At 61.2% G+C, this 16,825-nt stretch carries 17 protein-coding genes; 12 read left to right on the plus strand and 5 right to left on the minus strand.

Annotation, left to right across the window (positions count from 1 at the left end):
- The first annotated feature begins 25 nt into the window (after positions 1–25).
- From ACWIKB_RS18725 to ACWIKB_RS18740, 4 genes are all read left to right on the plus strand, one after another.
- Positions 26–1,939, plus strand: coding sequence for a sigma-54-dependent Fis family transcriptional regulator (locus tag ACWIKB_RS18725; RefSeq protein ID WP_475268739.1), 1,914 nt, complete (start codon positions 26–28; stop codon positions 1,937–1,939).
- A 288-nt stretch (positions 1,940–2,227) separates the two neighbouring features.
- The gene (gene mpl, locus ACWIKB_RS18730) at positions 2,228–3,577 is read left to right on the plus strand and encodes a UDP-N-acetylmuramate:L-alanyl-gamma-D-glutamyl-meso-diaminopimelate ligase (RefSeq protein ID WP_475268741.1); all 1,350 of its coding nucleotides are present in this window, start codon (positions 2,228–2,230) and stop codon (positions 3,575–3,577) included.
- Complete coding sequence (ubiX, locus tag ACWIKB_RS18735; protein ID WP_054052392.1) at positions 3,574–4,206, plus strand: flavin prenyltransferase UbiX; 633 nt, start codon at positions 3,574–3,576, stop codon at positions 4,204–4,206. The genes mpl and ubiX overlap by 4 nt, the downstream gene beginning before the upstream one ends.
- A complete protein-coding gene (locus tag ACWIKB_RS18740; protein WP_475268744.1) occupies positions 4,199–4,483 on the plus strand; it encodes a YceK/YidQ family lipoprotein in 285 nt (94 codons plus the stop codon). The genes ubiX and ACWIKB_RS18740 overlap by 8 nt, the downstream gene beginning before the upstream one ends.
- A gap of 142 nt (positions 4,484–4,625) precedes the next feature.
- Here the strand turns inward: ACWIKB_RS18740 and ACWIKB_RS18745 are convergent, their stop codons facing one another.
- From ACWIKB_RS18745 to ACWIKB_RS18755, 3 genes are all read right to left on the minus strand, one after another.
- A complete protein-coding gene (locus tag ACWIKB_RS18745) occupies positions 4,626–5,267 on the minus strand; it encodes an oxidoreductase (protein ID WP_475268746.1) in 642 nt (213 codons plus the stop codon).
- A 27-nt stretch (positions 5,268–5,294) separates the two neighbouring features.
- Positions 5,295–7,013, minus strand: a complete 1,719-nt coding sequence (locus ACWIKB_RS18750) for a C13 family peptidase (protein WP_475268747.1) — start codon at positions 7,011–7,013, stop codon at positions 5,295–5,297.
- A 102-nt stretch (positions 7,014–7,115) separates the two neighbouring features.
- Positions 7,116–7,571, minus strand: a complete 456-nt coding sequence (locus ACWIKB_RS18755) for a MaoC family dehydratase (protein ID WP_429529308.1) — start codon at positions 7,569–7,571, stop codon at positions 7,116–7,118.
- Positions 7,572–7,766: 195 nt separating this feature from the next.
- On the opposite strand from ACWIKB_RS18755, the gene ACWIKB_RS18760 reads away from it, so the two are divergent.
- Genes ACWIKB_RS18760 through ACWIKB_RS18770 form a run of 3 tightly spaced genes read left to right on the plus strand, consistent with a single transcriptional unit; the run spans position 7,767 to position 9,443 of the window.
- Positions 7,767–8,129, plus strand: a complete 363-nt coding sequence (locus ACWIKB_RS18760; protein WP_475268748.1) for a CidA/LrgA family protein — start codon at positions 7,767–7,769, stop codon at positions 8,127–8,129.
- A complete protein-coding gene (locus ACWIKB_RS18765) occupies positions 8,126–8,842 on the plus strand; it encodes an LrgB family protein (RefSeq protein ID WP_475268750.1) in 717 nt (238 codons plus the stop codon). Before ACWIKB_RS18760 ends, ACWIKB_RS18765 begins: the two co-directional genes overlap by 4 nt.
- 10 nt (positions 8,843–8,852) lie before the next feature.
- On the plus strand, positions 8,853–9,443 hold the full coding sequence (locus ACWIKB_RS18770) for an LON peptidase substrate-binding domain-containing protein (protein WP_475268751.1): 591 nt from the start codon (positions 8,853–8,855) through the stop codon (positions 9,441–9,443).
- An 88-nt stretch (positions 9,444–9,531) separates the two neighbouring features.
- Here ACWIKB_RS18770 and ACWIKB_RS18775 read toward each other — a convergent pair whose 3' ends face one another.
- Both ACWIKB_RS18775 and ACWIKB_RS18780 read right to left on the minus strand, forming a co-directional pair.
- Positions 9,532–10,848 (minus strand): bifunctional DedA family/phosphatase PAP2 family protein, encoded by a 1,317-nt coding sequence (locus ACWIKB_RS18775; protein WP_475268752.1) that lies wholly within the window; start codon positions 10,846–10,848, stop codon positions 9,532–9,534.
- Positions 10,849–11,010: 162 nt separating this feature from the next.
- A complete protein-coding gene (locus ACWIKB_RS18780) occupies positions 11,011–11,709 on the minus strand; it encodes a DNA-3-methyladenine glycosylase (protein WP_475268753.1) in 699 nt (232 codons plus the stop codon).
- A gap of 189 nt (positions 11,710–11,898) precedes the next feature.
- On the opposite strand from ACWIKB_RS18780, the gene ACWIKB_RS18785 reads away from it, so the two are divergent.
- The 5 genes from ACWIKB_RS18785 to mrdA all read left to right on the plus strand — a co-directional run bounded on the left by ACWIKB_RS18785 (position 11,899) and on the right by mrdA (position 16,811).
- The gene (locus ACWIKB_RS18785; protein ID WP_475268754.1) at positions 11,899–13,170 is read left to right on the plus strand and encodes a glutamate-5-semialdehyde dehydrogenase; all 1,272 of its coding nucleotides are present in this window, start codon (positions 11,899–11,901) and stop codon (positions 13,168–13,170) included.
- 1 nt (position 13,171) lies between these two features.
- A complete protein-coding gene (nadD, locus tag ACWIKB_RS18790; protein WP_475268756.1) occupies positions 13,172–13,861 on the plus strand; it encodes a nicotinate-nucleotide adenylyltransferase in 690 nt (229 codons plus the stop codon).
- 72 nt (positions 13,862–13,933) lie between these two features.
- Positions 13,934–14,428 (plus strand): ribosome silencing factor, encoded by a 495-nt coding sequence (gene rsfS, locus ACWIKB_RS18795; RefSeq protein WP_131063098.1) that lies wholly within the window; start codon positions 13,934–13,936, stop codon positions 14,426–14,428.
- Between the two features lie 9 nt (positions 14,429–14,437).
- A complete protein-coding gene (gene rlmH, locus ACWIKB_RS18800) occupies positions 14,438–14,905 on the plus strand; it encodes a 23S rRNA (pseudouridine(1915)-N(3))-methyltransferase RlmH (protein ID WP_007937439.1) in 468 nt (155 codons plus the stop codon).
- A 10-nt stretch (positions 14,906–14,915) separates the two neighbouring features.
- Positions 14,916–16,811 (plus strand): penicillin-binding protein 2, encoded by a 1,896-nt coding sequence (mrdA, locus tag ACWIKB_RS18805; protein WP_475268758.1) that lies wholly within the window; start codon positions 14,916–14,918, stop codon positions 16,809–16,811.
- The last annotated feature ends 14 nt before the right edge of the window (positions 16,812–16,825 follow it).

Consider the following 16,825-nt stretch of genomic DNA (forward strand, 5'->3'; position numbering starts at 1 on the left):
AGCGGCTCGAGGAGAATAATAAGAAATGCACGACAACCATTTGAGTCGCCATGCCCAGCAAGTCCTGACCGTTACCCAGGGCAAATCGCACCTGCATGGCCCTGGCAGCGATCCGTCGATTGCCCGCTCCTGGCTGCGTTGTCTTGAGGACTATCACCTCGACCCGGCCCTGACCATGGCGCCGACGGTGCTGGAACATGGCCGCGTGCTGGAAAGCCGCGAGCGCCTGCAACAAGTGCTGCACATCGCCGGCAACGAAATGACCAGCCTGCACCAGCAACTCTCCGGCGCCGGCCACGCGGTGCTCCTGACCGACGCCCGTGGGGTGATCCTAAATTGCGTCACGGCTCCCGCCGAACGGAAGATTTTCGAGCGCGCCGGGCTCTGGCTCGGGGCTGACTGGAGTGAAGCCTGCGAAGGCACTAACGGCATCGGCACCTGCCTGGTGGAGCGCCAGGCCCTGACCATCCACCAAGATGAACACTTTCGCGGCCGCCACACCGGCCTGACCTGTTCGGCGAGTCCGGTGTTCGACCCGCATGGCGAACTGCTGGCGGTGCTCGACGTATCCTCGGCTCGCCATGAAGTCTCGCGGCAGAGCCAATTCCACACCATGGCCCTGGTCAATCTGTCGGCGAAGATGATCGAGAGCTGCTATTTCCTGCGTTACTTCGATAATCAATGGCTGCTGCGTTTTCACCTTCAGGCGGAATCCGTCGGGCTGTTCAGCGAAGGGCTGCTGGCGTTCGATGGTGAAGGGCGGATCAGCGCGGTCAACCAGAGTGCGCTGAACCTGCTGGGGCATATTCGCGGCGGCTTGCTGGGCAAACCGGTGGAAGCGTTTTTTGATTGCTCGCTGGATGAGTTACTCGGCCGCGCCAGCGTGAATGCCAGCGCCAGTTGGCCACTGCGCACCCGTGACGGGCGCAGCCTGTTTGCTCTGTTACGTGGCCAGCCGCGCAGTATTCCAGTGCCGGTGGTGCAAAGTCCGGTGATTACCGAGCGCCCGCGCCTGTCCGGCATTTGCCTGGGCGATACCGCGTTGCAGGAGGATTTTCGCAAGGCCCTGCGTGTGTTCGAGCGGGATGTGCCGCTGTTGATCAATGGCGAAACCGGGTCCGGTAAAGAGGCTTTCGCCAAAGCTGTACACCAGGCCAGTCAACGGTCGGAAAAGTCTTTTGTCGCCCTCAACTGCGCAGCCATCCCGGAAAGCCTGATCGAAAGCGAACTGTTCGGCTATCGCGGCGGCAGTTTCACTGGTGCGCGCAAGGAGGGTATGCGCGGCAAACTGCAACAGGCGGATGGCGGCACGTTGTTCCTCGACGAGATCGGCGACATGCCTCTGGCCTTGCAGACCCGGTTGTTGCGGGTGCTGGAAGATCGTCAGGTGGTGCCGATTGGTGGGGAGCCGGAGTCGGTCAACGTCCGGATTATCAGCGCCACCCACCGGAATCTGCTGGACCGGGTGCAGGACGGCAGCTTCCGCGAGGATTTGTATTACCGGCTCAATGGCCTGGAAGTCGCGTTGCCTGCGTTACGTGATCGCACCGATAAATCCCAGTTGCTCGATTTCCTGCTGGAGGAAGAGGCGGGCGGGGAAACGGTGCTGATCGACGAACCGGCGCGTCAGGCCTTGTTGGGTTTTGCCTGGCCGGGGAATGTGCGGCAGTTACGCAATGTGCTGCGCACCTTGGCGGCGTTGTGTGATGGCGGGCGGGTTGGGCTGGAGGATTTGCCGGCGATGATTCGTCAGGCGCGGCCGGTGGTTGCGGCGGCGGTGGAAGAGCCTTCCGAATTCCCGCTCGATGATGCCGAGCGCTTGGCGTTGCTCAATGCGCTGGAGCAGCAGCGCTGGCATATGACCCATACGGCTGAGCAGCTAGGTGTCAGCCGTAACACCCTTTATCGCAAGCTGCGTAAACATGGGATTGAGCGGTAGGCCTTAAATCCACCCCTCACCCTAACCCTCTCCCCAGAGGGGAGAGGGGAAAGGGAGCCAATCGGGGGCTTTTCAGAACCTGAGTTCGACTCTGGACTTTCAGGTCGATGTAGTTCGACAGAGCAACTCGGTTAGCTCCCTCTCCCCCGTGGGGAGAGGGCTGGGCTGAGGGGTCGATCGAGAATCAACCCCCAAATCCCAAACCTCACCCTCAATCGGCCCATCACCTAAAGAGTGCGATTTTCCCCACCCTACGCTAACCTGCGGCCATGTTTTACGAGGTCGACTATGCACATTCATATTCTTGGTATCTGCGGCACTTTCATGGGTTCGATGGCGGTTCTGGCCAAAGAGCTGGGCCATCACGTGACGGGCTCCGATGCCAACGTCTATCCGCCGATGAGCACTCAGCTTGAGGCGCAGGGCATTCAGTTGACCCAGGGTTACGACCCGGCGCAGCTCGACCCGGCCCCCGACCTGGTGGTGATCGGCAACGCCATGTCCCGTGGCAATCCGGCCGTCGAGTACGTCCTGAACAAAGGCCTGCCTTACGTTTCCGGCCCGCAATGGCTGGCGGATCACGTGCTGCAAGGTCGCTGGGTGCTGGCCGTTGCTGGCACCCATGGCAAAACCACCACCAGCAGCATGCTTGCCTGGGTGCTGGAACACGCGGGCATGAGCCCGGGTTTCCTGATCGGCGGCGTGCCGCAGAATTTCTCGGTGTCCGCTCGTCTGGGCGGCACACCGTTCTTCGTGATCGAAGCCGACGAATACGACAGCGCCTTCTTCGACAAGCGGTCCAAGTTCGTTCACTACCGCCCACGCACGGCGATTCTGAACAATCTTGAGTTCGATCACGCCGACATCTTCCCTGATCTTGCAGCCATCGAGCGGCAGTTCCATCATTTGGTGCGCACCATTCCGAGCGAAGGCCTGGTGATCCATCCGACCACCGAGCCAGCCTTGCAGCGCGTGATTGAAATGGGCTGCTGGACTCCGGTGCAAACCACCGGCGCTGGCGGTCAGTGGCAGGTAAAGTTGCTGAGCGAAGACGGTTCCAAGTTCGAAGTGATGTTCGAAGGCGTCGCCCAAGGCGTGGTCGAGTGGGACATGACTGGTCAGCACAACGTCGCTAACGCCTTGGCTACCCTGGCGGCCGCGCGCCACGTCGGCGTGGTGCCGTCGATGGGCATTGCAGCGTTGAGCGCGTTCAAAAGCGTGAAGCGCCGCATGGAGAAAGTCGCGGAAGTCCGTGGTATCACCATCTACGACGACTTCGCTCATCATCCGACCGCCATCGCCACCACCCTCGACGGTCTGCGCAAGAAGATTGGCGACGCGCCATTGATCGCGATCATCGAGCCGCGCTCCAACTCCATGAAGCTCGGTGCGCACCGTGATGGTTTGCCGGAAAGTGTGGTCGATGCCGATCAGGTGATCTGGTACGCACCAGCCAACCTCGGCTGGGATCTGGCTGGCACGGCGGCGCTGTGCACCGTGCCGTCGATTGTCAGCGACTCCCTCGAAGGCATCATCGAACGCGTGAAAAGTCAGGCCCAGCCCGGCACACACGTGGTGATCATGAGCAATGGCGGCTTCGGCGGCCTGCACGGCAAACTCGCCGAGGCGCTGCAATGAACAACGGCCCGGAACGCATCACGCTGGCCATGACCGGCGCTTCTGGCGCCCAGTACGGTTTGCGCCTGCTGGACTGCCTGATTCGCGAAGACCGTGAGGTGCACTTCCTGATCTCCAAAGCCGCGCAACTGGTGATGGCCACCGAGACGGACGTGACGCTGCCGCCGAAACCGCAAACCATGCAGGCCTTCCTCACCGAATACACCGGTGCCGCCGCCGGGCAAATCAAGGTGTATGGCAAGGAAGACTGGATGTCGCCGGTGGCTTCGGGTTCCGGCGCGCCAGCGGCGATGGTGGTGGTGCCGTGTTCGACCGGGACCTTGTCGGCCATCGCGACCGGGGCTTGCAATAACCTGATCGAGCGGGCCGCCGATGTCACCTTGAAGGAGCGCCGCCAGTTGATTCTGGTGCCGCGCGAGGCACCGTATTCGAGCATTCATCTGGAGCACATGCTCAAGTTGTCGAACATGGGCGTGACGATTCTGCCGGCCTCGCCGGGTTTCTATCACCAGCCACAGACCATCGACGACCTGATCGACTTCGTCGTGGCGCGGATCCTCAATCTGCTGAACATCCCACAGGACATGCTGCCGCGTTGGGGCGAGCATCATTTGAGCAGCGATGAATAAACTACTGATGGTTCTGCTGGCCTTGCAACTGGCCGGCTGCGCCACGGCGCGCACCCTCGATGCAGCCAAGCCTGGCGCGCCGGTGGTGTATTCGGGGACTCGGCTGGATTTGTACGCGATGAATGGCGGTTGCTGTGCCAAGGATCATTTCGGCGCTGAAGCCCCGAGTTACCCCGGTGTAGACCTGCCGGCCAGCGCGTTGCTCGACACGTTGTTGTTGCCGTTGTCGGTGTTGACGGTGATCGGCGTGAGTTTTCAGGCGACGGGCGGGTTGTAGGGGATTCCTGTGGCGAGGGGGCTTGCCCCCGTTGGGCTGCGAAGCAGGCCCCAAGCCAGGCACCTCGATTTACCAGACACACCGCGTGCACAGGATTTACGACTGCTGCGCAGCCGAACGGGGGCAAGCCCCCTCGCCACAGTTATTTGCCTAACTTACGCAACTCATCCGACTCAACCACCCGCACCCCATCCTGCTCTTCCAGCGCCAGCCGCCACATGGCGCGGGCCAGTTGGCAGGCTTCGATGCCGCGATATTTGCCCGGGATCAAGCGCGACAATGGCCCGGCCAGTTGTTCGGCCATACGCGGCTCAAGGCGTTCGCCCAGCAGCAGTGAAGGTCGGCAAATGGTCAGTTGCGGCCAATTCTGTGCGCGCAATGCATGTTCCATCTCGCCTTTGACCTTGTTGTAGAAAATCGAGGATCTGCGATCGGCCCCCAAGGCACTGATCACAATCAGGTGCCGCGCGCCCATTTCCCGCGCGCGCTTGGCGAAGGCCACCACCATGTCCAGGTCCACCGCGCGAAACGCCTGCTCGGAGCCGGCCTGTTTGATCGTGGTGCCGAGGCAGCAGTAGGCGATGTCGACACGACCGTTCAACTGCGGCAGGAACACGGCGGGGTCGCCGACGGGATTTTCCAGATGGGGATGCTCGGCCAGCGGCCGGCGTGAAGGTGCCAATACCCGCGTAATCGTTGGCTCATTGAGCAGGCGATCAAGCAAATGTTCGCCGGTTAATCCGGTAGCTCCGGCAAGCAATACATGCTGAGGCGTCAAGTACATAGTGTTTCCCCCTTGATACTCTTCAGCTTAGTTGCTCTTGGCGTCCTTGCTGCTGATAGCAGCACTTTGTAATGCTTTTCGAGCTTGTTGCTTACGTAAAAGTTGCCAGTGGGCGAGTACGGTTTTTGGTGCCCATATCTGCGGCTCGGAGGCTTCGAAGTTATCCGCCAGCTCGCGCTCGGCCACGGTGGCCTTGGCCAGTTTGAAGGCCTGCTCCAGATCGTCGGTCTGGTTCAGCGCCTGGGCGAACAACGCGTCGCCGAAGTAAGTGAAGTTGGCTTCTTCCGAGCAACCGAAGGACACGCGGTCCGCCCGCGAGGCGGTCATGATCAGGGTGCGCTCATCTTTCAGTGCCGGGATGAAGCCACCGGAATAGCAGGAAGAGATGACAATAATCTTGTCGCGATTTTTCAACGGGGCGAGGACTGCGGCCAATTCGTCGGCCGGCAGATCGGCCAGTTCCATGCGTGGTTGGTCGAGTACCAGTTCGTGCTCGCTGGTGCCGTGGCTGGTCAGGTAGATGAACAGCAAGTCTTCCGGTCCGCTGCGTTCGGCCAGGGTCTGGACGGCACGGCGCAGGTTTTCCCGGGTGGCCATTGGCCGGTCGGCGAGGTGCTCGCGATGGTTGACCAGGCGGATCTGGCCGAAGGCACCGAAGCGGCTGGCGAGCATGTTGGCGACGTAGTCGGACTCACGCAGGAACACGCTCTGCTTGCCGTCACCACCGAGGGTCAGGGTGTACAACTCGACCGCCGGGGTCGAGGCGGGGACGCTGGCCAGTGCTTCGTCGAGCAAGCGGCCCTGGGCCAGCAAACCGAGTTCAAGGGTGTCGGGCAGTAATTTGCCATCAGCATCGCGCACGCGCTGGCCGTTGATCCAGGTACCGCTGAGCACCGTGCCATCGGTCAGCACCAGGGTGCCGCGGCCCGCATAGCTGTCGCTGTCGAACCCGCCGACATAGAAACTGCCGTCGGCCAGGTTCAAACGGCCCGGGCCAGTGAAGCGCCAGTCGCTGAACTGGCCGATGTAATGGCTGCCGTCGGTGCCGATCAGCTCACCTTTGCCATTGAGCACGCCTTCCTTGAACTGACCGATCCAGACATCGCCATCGGCGTTCTCATAGCGGCCCTTGCCGCTGAGCTGGTTGTCCTTGAAGCCACCGACGTAGATATCGCCGTCGGCGCTGTTGAAGGTGCCGTTGCCTTCCAACTGACCGTTGACGAAATGGCCGCTGAACTGATTGCCGCTGGCGTCGCCGCGCTGGCCTTCGCCATTGGGTTTGCCGTGGGCGAATTGGCCTTGGTACGAGCTGCCGTCTTCAAGTTCAAGACGACCGAGCCCGGAGTATTGATCAGCCTTGAATTCACCGCGGTAGGTCATGCCGTTTTCTTTGAGGGTGCCTTCACCGTCGCGCCGGCCGAGTTTGAAACCGCCGGTGTAGCTGCTGCCGTTAGTGGTCAGCGAGCCCTGGCCGTCAAACAGCCCTTGCTGGAATTGCCCGCGATAGACCTCGCCATTGCTGCCGTGCCATTCGCCCTGGCCATGCCATTGACCCTTGTCGAACTGCCCGGCGTACCAACTGCCGTTCGGGTAGTCGATGCGGCCCTGGCCCTGCAACAACCCGTTGACCAGATCCCCTCGATAGCGTCCACCGTCCGGCAGGCGGGCGTCAGGGGACAACAGCGATTCGCCATCGCCGCAAGCGGTGAGCAACAGGGTCAAAGCAAGAGGTACAAGTGAGCGCATAGCGGGATCCGGACAGTTAGGCGACCGAGTATGCCGCAGCTATGCGTCGCATATATAGAGAAGGTCGCGAAACAGCGTGCGCTGCTTCGCATTCGGGATGGTTTACACGAAACAGAGGGACAACGGTTCAGCGATGTACGCCGGTTTGTCCGAGCCTTCTATCTCCAGCGTTGCGGTGGCTTTGAGCAGCCACTGACCAGGTTTTTTCTCGGTGACTTCGTTCATGTCGACCTTGAGCCTGACCCGTGAGTTGACTTTCACTGGCTGGATGAAACGAACGCTGTCCAGGCCATAGTTGACCACCATCTTCACGCCTTCCGGCAGGATCAGGATGTCTTCCATCAGTTTGGGGATCAGCGACAGCGACAGGAAACCGTGGGCGATGGTGCTGCCAAATGGCGTTTGCGCGGCTTTGACCGGGTCGACATGAATGAACTGATAATCCCCGGTGGCTTCGGCGAACAGGTTGATGCGCTCCTGGTCGATGGTGAGCCATTCGGAACGTCCAAGTTCCTTGCCGACATAATCTTTGAGCTCTGCAACGGGAACATAGGGCATTGAGACTCTCCTTGGGTTCATCGGTTTTATAGTTTTGAGGTGGGGGGATTTGACCTCCCGGGTTACCACTTTAGATCAACATGGCAAATTGCTCCGGTCAACTGACCATGCTTTTGGCGAATGCCGGTGTATAGCGTCGGCATGCTTATAATGCCCGGCCCCCTTCTTGGTGGGGAAAAGCGTGGGAGATGCTGGATGTTGTTACGTGGCCTGACCTGGCTGGTGCTGTTCCAATTGCTGGGCACAGCCATCAACCACCTGTTTTTACCGGTGCTGCCGGGGCCGATTGTCGGCCTGCTACTGTTGCTGGTGTTTCTGATTTGTCGTGGCGAAGTCGGTGAGCCGCTGAACCTGGCCGCCAGCAGTTTGCTGCGCTACCTGCCGTTGCTGCTGGTGCCACCGGCAGTGGGCGTGATGGTTTACGCCAAGGATATTGCCGCGGACTTCTGGGCGATCTCCGGTGCGCTGGTGCTGTCGCTGCTGTTGTCCATGGCCTTCGTTGGGGTGTTGATGCAGCGCCTGGTCAAGCGCCATGCCCATCGCGGAGACGGCCAATGATCCTCGATTGGCATGGCGCACTGGATTCGGTGATTCACCATCCGCTGTTTGGCATCGGCATTACGCTGGGCGCCTATCAACTGGTGCTCGCGGCGTTCGAGAAAACCCGCTGGATCTTCCTGCAACCGGTGCTGGTGTCGATGGTGCTGGTGATCGGCGTGCTGCTGACCTGCGGCCTGACCTACGCCGAGTATCGCAAGAGCACCGAGATCCTCAGCATTCTGCTGGGACCGGCTACCGTTGCCTTGGCTGTGCCGCTGTACTTGAACCTGCGACGGATTCGGCAGTTATTCTGGCCGATATTTACTACGCTGGTGATAGGCGGCGTGGTCGCCACGGGCATGGGCGTGTTGCTGGGCTGGTGGTTCGGTGCCGAACACATGATCCTGATGACCATGGCGCCCAAATCCGTGACCTCGCCGATTGCCATGCTGGTGGCCGAGCAGATCGGTGGCGTCGCGGCGTTGGCGGCGGTGTTCGTGTTGATTACCGGCGTGATCGGTGCGATTTTCGGCCCGAGTCTGTTGACCCGACTCGGTGTCCACAGCCCCGAGGCGCGTGGCATGGCCCTGGGGATGACCGCTCATGCGGTCGGCACGTCGGTGGCGTTGCAGGAAAGTGAAGAGTGCGGCGCCTTTGCAGCGCTGGCGATGAGTCTGATGGGCGTGGCGACGGCGGTGTTCCTGCCGTTGGCCGTGTCGATGGTGGTGTAAGGAAATGTCTATGAGCTTGCCGCTTTTTCCGCTGAACACGGTGCTGTTCCCCGGTTGCATCCTCGACTTGCAGATTTTCGAGGCGCGCTATCTGGACATGATCAGTCGTTGCATGAAACAAGGCAGCGGCTTCGGCGTGGTGTGCATTCTTGACGGCGAAGAGGTCGGCATCGCCCCGGCGGGTTATGCGCTGGTGGGCTGCGAAGCGTTGATCACTGACTTCAAGCAGCAGGACAACGGCTTGCTGGGGATTCGGGTGCAGGGCGGGCGGCGTTTCCACGTCTTGCGCTCGCAAGTGCAGCGCGATCACCTGACCATTGCCGACGTCGAGTGGCTTGAAGATGAACCTGAACAACCGTTGCAGGAAGAGGATGCCGACCTCGTCGCGTTGCTCAAGGCCTTGGCCGAGCACCCGATGGTCGAGGCGCTGAACATGGGCACCGAAGCGACCGGGCAACAGTCATTGGCCAATCAATTGGCGTACCTGCTGCCGTTCGCCGAGGTGGACAAGATCGACCTGCTGCAACTCGACGACCCGCAGCAACGGCTGGATGCGATTCAGGCGTTGCTGGATGAGTTGCAGGGCGAGTTGTTTGCGTGAACGCTAAAAGATCGAAGCCTGCGGCAGCTCCTACACCGGATCGACGTACGACCTGTAGGAGCTGCCGCAGGCTGCGATCTTTTGTTCTTCAATACGCGTAACGCAACATCGCATGGGGCAAATGCCGCAGTGCAAAGAAGGCAAACAACACCAGCAATGACGGCAGCACCAACCACCAGACCCTGGGTGGCATCGGATTGAGCGGCGTCTGGCGCTGACTCAGCCACAGGCTAGCTGCACAGACGCCCGCCGCCAGCATCGCGCCCGCCAGTACATCCGTTGGCCAGTGCGCCCCCAGATACACCCGCGACAACGCAATCGCCAGCGCCGGCAAGCAGCCCAGCAGCAGCCAGGTCAGGCGCATACGCGGTGGCTGTCCACGTCCGGCGAGAACCGCGAGTGCCAGGAACAGCGCAAAAGAGCCCGATGCGTGCCCGCTGGGCATGCTGTAACTGGTCAGCGGATCGCTCAATATTTCCGGGCGCAAGCGGGCGAAGAAGTGCTTGGTCACGGTGTTGCCGAGCGCGGTGAACAGCAGCGCGCCACCGGCGAAAATCGCCTGGCGCCATTGCCGGGTGAGCAACAGCAACCCGGTCAGCAGGGCGCTGAATACCAGCATGTTGCGGAATTCACCAATCAGCGTGAACGTCACGGCCACTTCATCGAGCATCGGGCTGCGGTGTTCCTGCACCAGCGTCATCAAGCCCTGATCAAGGGCCGTCAGGTGCGGATAGCCAATAAACAGCCCCAACAGAATCACCAGGCCCAGGCCGGCAATATACGCCGTGGCGTGACGATGACGACGCAAGCTGCTGGTGACGCTCAAGCCGATCATCACCGCGATGCTGCCGGCGACGATCCCGGCTTCCGGCCAGAAGCCTTCCGGCAACGGCAAGCGAATCGCCGCCCCCGTGGCCCAGCCCGGCAGCAAGTACGCGATGCTCCAGCCGGCGGCGGCCAGCAGGCTAACGGCGGCGAAGCGCGGGAAGGGCATGTCGAACATCCCTGCGACCATCGGCAGCATTGGCCGCAATGGGCCGATGAAGCGTCCTACCAGGAGGCTGGCGATACCGTAGCGCTGAAAGTAAGACTCGGCCCCGGCAATCCATTCCGGGTGATGGCGCAAGCCGGGCAAGCGCCGGATGTTCTGGTGGAAATGTCGTCCCAGGAAGTAGGAAACCACGTCACCCAGCAAGCCACCGAGAAACCCCAGCAGCAGTGTTTCACCCAGCGACAGGGCACCGCTGCCGGCCAGCACCGCCACCGCAAACAGCAAAACGGTGCCCGGCACGATCAACCCGGCAATCGCCAGGCATTCAACGCAAGCCACGATGAACACAGCGGCAGCCAGCCACTGCGGATTGACCGTCAACCAGCCGGTGATGCTATCGAGCCATGGGCCCATACCTACAACTCCATCCAATAAGGGAAAACTCAATCTTCAAAACACTGCGGATCCCCTGTGGGAGCGGGCTTGCTCGCGAAAAGGCCGTGTCAGTCGACATCAATATCGCCTGACACACCGCCTTCGCGAGCAAGCCCGCTCCCACAATGGTCCTGCTGTTAGTCAGGGAAGCAAAAAATAATCGCGACCTTCGACCCGCCCCCGACGTAGCGGGTTCCGCGTGCAGTAAGGCGCATAAGCCGCATCGACGAAGCGGTACATCAGGTGTTCGTCACGCCCATGGGGAATGCCCAGGCGCGTGGTTTGAATGATGTGGCCGGGTGCCGGGCCGATGTCTTGTACCAGCAACACTTCATGATCAAAGCGTTTGGCGTCCCAGACGGGCACCTTCAATCCCAGTGACTTGCACAGCAGCGTCTGGCCGGCGCAGAGTTTTTGCGAGGGGCGAGGGCGGCCTTGTGCGTCAGGGTTGTTCAGCAGCATCTGCGCCAGACTCGCCGGCCCGCTCAATTCATCGACCCACGGATAGGCGGATTTGATCAGCACGGCGTTGCCCGGCCCTTGGGCGCTAAAATTCAGGGAATCGCCGCCCCGTGCGTAATACATATAGATGTGGCCGCCATCCAGAAACAAAGCCTTACGCTTTTCTGTGTAGCCGAGGGACGCGTGACTGCCTTTTTCTTCGCAGTAATAGGCTTCGGTCTCGATGATCCGGGCGCTGAGCCACAGGTCGCCGACCCGGTGACGGATGACTTTGCCCAGTAACTCGCGGGCCAGAATTTGCGCGTCGCGGTCAAAAAAAGCGTCCGGCAGCGCCGTGGGCAGGGCCGGAAGGGAGGCGCGAACAGTCAGGTTGGACATGATGAACGGCGTTTATCAGGGCTGATTGAGCGGTGATGATAACAATTTGCAGCTTAATCACGGCTGAACGTCGGCAAATTGCCCTCCATTTCGACCATCCGCCCGTCACCGCTGTTAGTCCCGGGACGCGACAGCTATAATCTGCCGCTTTACTCTTTTCCAAAATCCAGCAAAAGACCACTTCAGACAATGACTGAGTCCGTCCTCGACTATATGACCCGCCTGGGTCGCGCTGCCCGTGAAGCGTCGCGCATCATCGGCCGTGCCAGCACCGCGCAGAAAAACCGCGCCTTGCAGGCTGCTGCCAATGCGCTGGACGCCGCCCGCGGCGAGTTGACGGCTGCCAATGAACTGGATCTGGCCGCTGGTCGGGCCAATGGTCTTGAACCGGCCTTGCTGGAACGTCTGGCGCTGACCCCGGCGCGTATCGACGGCATGATTGTCGGTCTGCGCCAGGTTGCAGCCCTGCCGGACCCGGTCGGCGCGATCCGCGACATGAGCTTTCGCCCGTCCGGCATTCAGGTCGGCAAGATGCGCGTGCCGTTGGGCGTGATCGGGATCATCTACGAATCCCGGCCGAACGTAACCATTGATGCCGCCAGCCTGTGCCTGAAGTCGGGTAACGCGACCATCCTGCGTGGCGGTTCCGAAGCGATTCATTCCAACCGTGCCATTGCCGCCTGCATCCAGCGCGGTCTGGCCGAGGCCGATCTGCCGGCCGCTGTGGTGCAAGTGGTCGAAACCACCGACCGTGCCGCCGTCGGCGCGCTGATCACCATGCCTGAATACGTCGACGTGATCGTGCCGCGCGGTGGCAAAGGCCTGATCGAGCGAGTCAGCCGCGATGCTCGTGTGCCGGTGATCAAGCACCTGGACGGCATCTGCCACGTCTACGTGAGTGAGCACGCCGATCTGCCGAAAGCCCAGCGCATTGCCTTCAACGCCAAGACCTACCGTTATGGCATCTGCGGCGCGATGGAAACGCTGCTGGTGGATCAAAGCGTTGCCAAAGATTTCCTGCCATCGATGGCTGCACAGTTCCGCGAAAAAGGCGTTGAACTGCGCGGCTGCGAACGCACCCGGTCGATCATCGAGGCCGTTGCGGCCACTGAAGACGACTGGAGCACCGAATACCTGGCGCCGATTCTGTCGATCCGCGTGGTCGACGGGCTGGACCAGGCCATCGAGCACATCAACCGATACGGCTCCCACCACACCGATTCGATCGTCAGCGAAAACCTGGCCGACACCCGGCGTTTTGTGGCTGAAGTCGACTCGTCGTCGGTGATGATCAACACGCCGACGTGCTTTGCCGATGGCTTTGAATACGGATTGGGTGCCGAGATTGGCATTTCTACTGATAAGCTGCACGCCCGCGGCCCGGTGGGCCTCGAAGGTCTGACCTGCGAGAAGTACATCGTGGTCGGTGACGGCCAGTTGCGCGGACAGGAGTCGGTCTGACTTGGGCGACCTCGACCCGTCAGCCCCGGTCACTGCCGGCGAGGCTGAGCCTCGACGCATTGGCGTGCTGGGCGGAACGTTCGACCCGGTGCACATCGGCCATTTGCGCGGTGCACTGGAAGTGGCCGAGTCCTTAGGCCTCGATGAGCTGCGACTGACACCCAGTGCCAGGCCGCCTCATCGGGACACGCCGCAGGTCTCGGCGCAGGACCGTCTGGCGATGGTCGAGTGCGCGGTGGCCGGTGTGGCGCCGTTGGTGGTGGACGCCCGCGAATTGCAGCGGGACAAACCGTCCTACACTATCGATACCCTGGAATTGATGCGTGCCGAAATGGCCGCGGATACCCAGGTTTTTCTACTTTTGGGCTGGGACGCATTTTGCGGCCTGCCCACTTGGCACCGCTGGGAAGAGTTGCTCCAGCATTGCCACATCCTGGTGCTGCAACGCCCGGATGCCGACAGCGAACCGCCGGATGCCTTGCGCAATCTGTTGGCGGCACGCTCGGTGAGCGACCCGCTGGCCCTCAAAGGGCCGAGCGGACAGATTGCATTCGTCTGGCAGACACCGCTCGCGGTATCCGCCACCCAGATCCGTCAACTGCTGGCCAGCGGTAAGTCGGTACGTTTCCTGGTGCCCGACGCGGTCCTGGCCTACATCGATGCGCACGGTCTTTACCGTGCGTCGAACTGAAAAGAGGGCACGCTTCCAGGCACGAATGACGTGTATTGAAGCGCCCGAACATACGAGCAAAACGAGTTTTATATGACGAACAAAGACGTAACTAAAGTAAAGCGCAAAGGCACGTTCAAGAGCGCCCCGCTGCCTGAGCCGGTTCTCACCACCGAGCCCCTGAAGGGTGATGAGCTGGTCAAGGTTGCCGTAGCCGCCCTGGAAGACGTAAAGGGCCAGGACATTCAGGTCATCGACGTTCGCGAAAAGCAGAGCATCACTGACTACATGATCATCGCCACTGGTACATCGAACCGCCAGATCGGCGCGATGCTGGACAAGGTCCGCGAAGCCGTCAAAGCCCTGGGCGTCAAGCCATTGGGTGAAGAAGGCAAGGGCGACAGCGACTGGGTTCTGCTGGATATGGACGACGTGATCGTGCACATGATGACCGCGTCTGCTCGTCAGTTTTACGACCTCGAGCGTCTGTGGTCCGGCGCTGAACAGAGCCGTGCCCTGAACGCGGCTCACCACAGCCCGGAAAACACCCACGAGCATTTCATCAAGCTCAACAAAGACCAGCAATAAGGGACCGCTGTGCGACTGCGACTGATCGCCGTCGGTTCACGCATGCCCAAATGGGTGGAAGAAGGCTGGCATGAATATGCCAAGCGCCTTCCGTCCGAGCTGGCGCTGGAACTGGTGGAAATACCGCTCAATACCCGTGGCAAGAACGCCGACGTGGCGCGCTTCATCCGTCAGGAAGGCGAAGCCATGCTGGCCAAGGTCGGGCCGAACGAGCGGGTTGTCACCCTCGAAGTCCACGGCAAGCCCTGGAGCACCGAGCAGTTGGCGGTCGAACTCGATCGCTGGCGGCTGGACTCGCGCACGGTGAATTTCATGGTCGGCGGCCCCGAAGGGCTGGCGCCGGAAGTGTGTGCCCGGGCTGATCAGCGTTGGTCGTTATCGCCGTTGACGTTGCCGCACCCGCTGGTGCGGATTCTGATCGGCGAACAGTTGTATCGTGCCTGGACAGTCCTGTCCGGCCACCCTTACCACAAGTAGTTCTGCCCTCATGTCCCAGCCGATCCGCATCAAGGACCACGAAAAAGACGCCCGTCTGGTGCGTGGCCGCGTCGTGTTCGGGGCAATTGCGGTGGTGACACTGATCTGCGTGCTGATCGCGCGGCTGTATTTCCTCCAGGTGATTCAGTACGAGTACCACTCGACCCTGTCGGAAAACAACCGCGTCCACGTACAGCCGATTCCGCCGACTCGCGGGTTGATCTTCGACCGTAATGGCGTGGTGGTGGCCGATAACCGGCCCAGCTTTAGCCTGAGCATGACCCGTGAACGCTCCGGCGACTGGCAGCAAGTGCTCGACGTGATCGTCCAGGTGCTGGAGCTGACGCCCGAGGACCGGGGGATCTTCGAGAAACGCATGAAGCAGGGGCGTCGGCCATTCGAGCCGGTGCCGATTCTGTTCGAGCTGACCGAAGAGCAGATCGCCCGGATCGCGGTGAATCAGTTCCGGCTGCCGGGTGTGGAAGTGGTCGCGCAGTTGGTGCGGCATTACCCGCAGGGCGCGCACTTTGCGCATTCCGTGGGTTACATGGGCCGGATCAACGAGAAAGAGCTCAAGACGCTGGACCCGGTCGGTTACAGCGGTACTCATCAAATTGGCAAGACCGGTATCGAGCGCTTCTACGAGCCCGAGCTGCACGGCCAAGTGGGTTACGAAGAAGTCGAGACCAACGCTCGGGGCCGCGTCTTGCGCGTGCTCAAGCGCACCGATCCGATTCCCGGCAAGGACATCGTCCTGAGCCTGGACATCAAATTGCAGGAAGCTGCCGAGTTGGCACTCGGCGGTCGACGTGGTGCGGTCGTCGCGCTGGACCCGAACACCGGCGAAGTCCTGGCCATGGTCAGCCAGCCGAGTTTCGACCCGAACCTGTTCGTCACCGGCATCAGCTTCAAGGCCTACGCCGAGTTGCGCGATTCCATCGACCGGCCATTGTTCAACCGGGTGCTTCGCGGTCTGTATCCGCCGGGCTCGACGATCAAGCCTGCGGTGGCGATTGCCGGTCTGGATTCCGGTGTGGTGACGGCCTCGACCCGGGTCTTCGACCCCGGCTACTACATGCTGCCCAACTACGATCACAAATACCGTAACTGGAACCGTACCGGCGACGGCTACGTGGACCTGGACACGGCGATCATGCGTTCCAACGACACCTACTTCTATGACCTGGCCCACAAGCTGGGCATCGACCGCTTGTCTTCCTACCTGGGCAAGTTCGGCATCGGCCAGAAGGTCTCGCTGGACATGTTCGAAGAATCCCCTGGTTTGATGCCGTCCCGCGAATGGAAGCGGGCTACCCGGCGTCAGGCCTGGTTCCCGGGCGAAACCCTGATTCTGGGGATCGGCCAGGGCTACATGCAATCCACGCCGCTGCAACTGGCGCAAGCCACGGCGCTGGTGGCCAACAAGGGTGTGTGGAACCGTCCGCACCTGGCCAAGACTGTCGAAGGCGAAAAGCCCAAGGATGAGAATCCGATGCCGGACATCATCCTGCGCGACCCGTCCGACTGGACCAAGGTCAACCATGGCATGCAGCAAGTAATGCACGGTGCTCGCGGTACGGCGCGCAAAGCTGCCATCGGTTCGCAATACCGGATTGCCGGTAAAAGTGGTACGGCCCAGGTGGTCGCGATCAAGCAAGGCGAGAAATACGACCGCTCCAAGGTGCAGGAACGGCATCGCGACCACGCCTTGTTTGTCGGCTTCGCGCCGGCCGACAACCCGAAAATCGTGGTGTCGGTGATGGTCGAGAACGGCGAGTCCGGTTCCGGCGTCGCGGCACCTGTTGTGCGTCAAGTCATGGATGCCTGGCTCCTGGACCAGGATGGACGACTCAAGCCTGAGTACGCCGGCCCTATCAGCGCGGAGGCTACGGCCCGTGAAGAGTAATTTCGATCGCATCC

The organism is Pseudomonas sp. 5Vm1k (genome assembly GCF_056161485.1).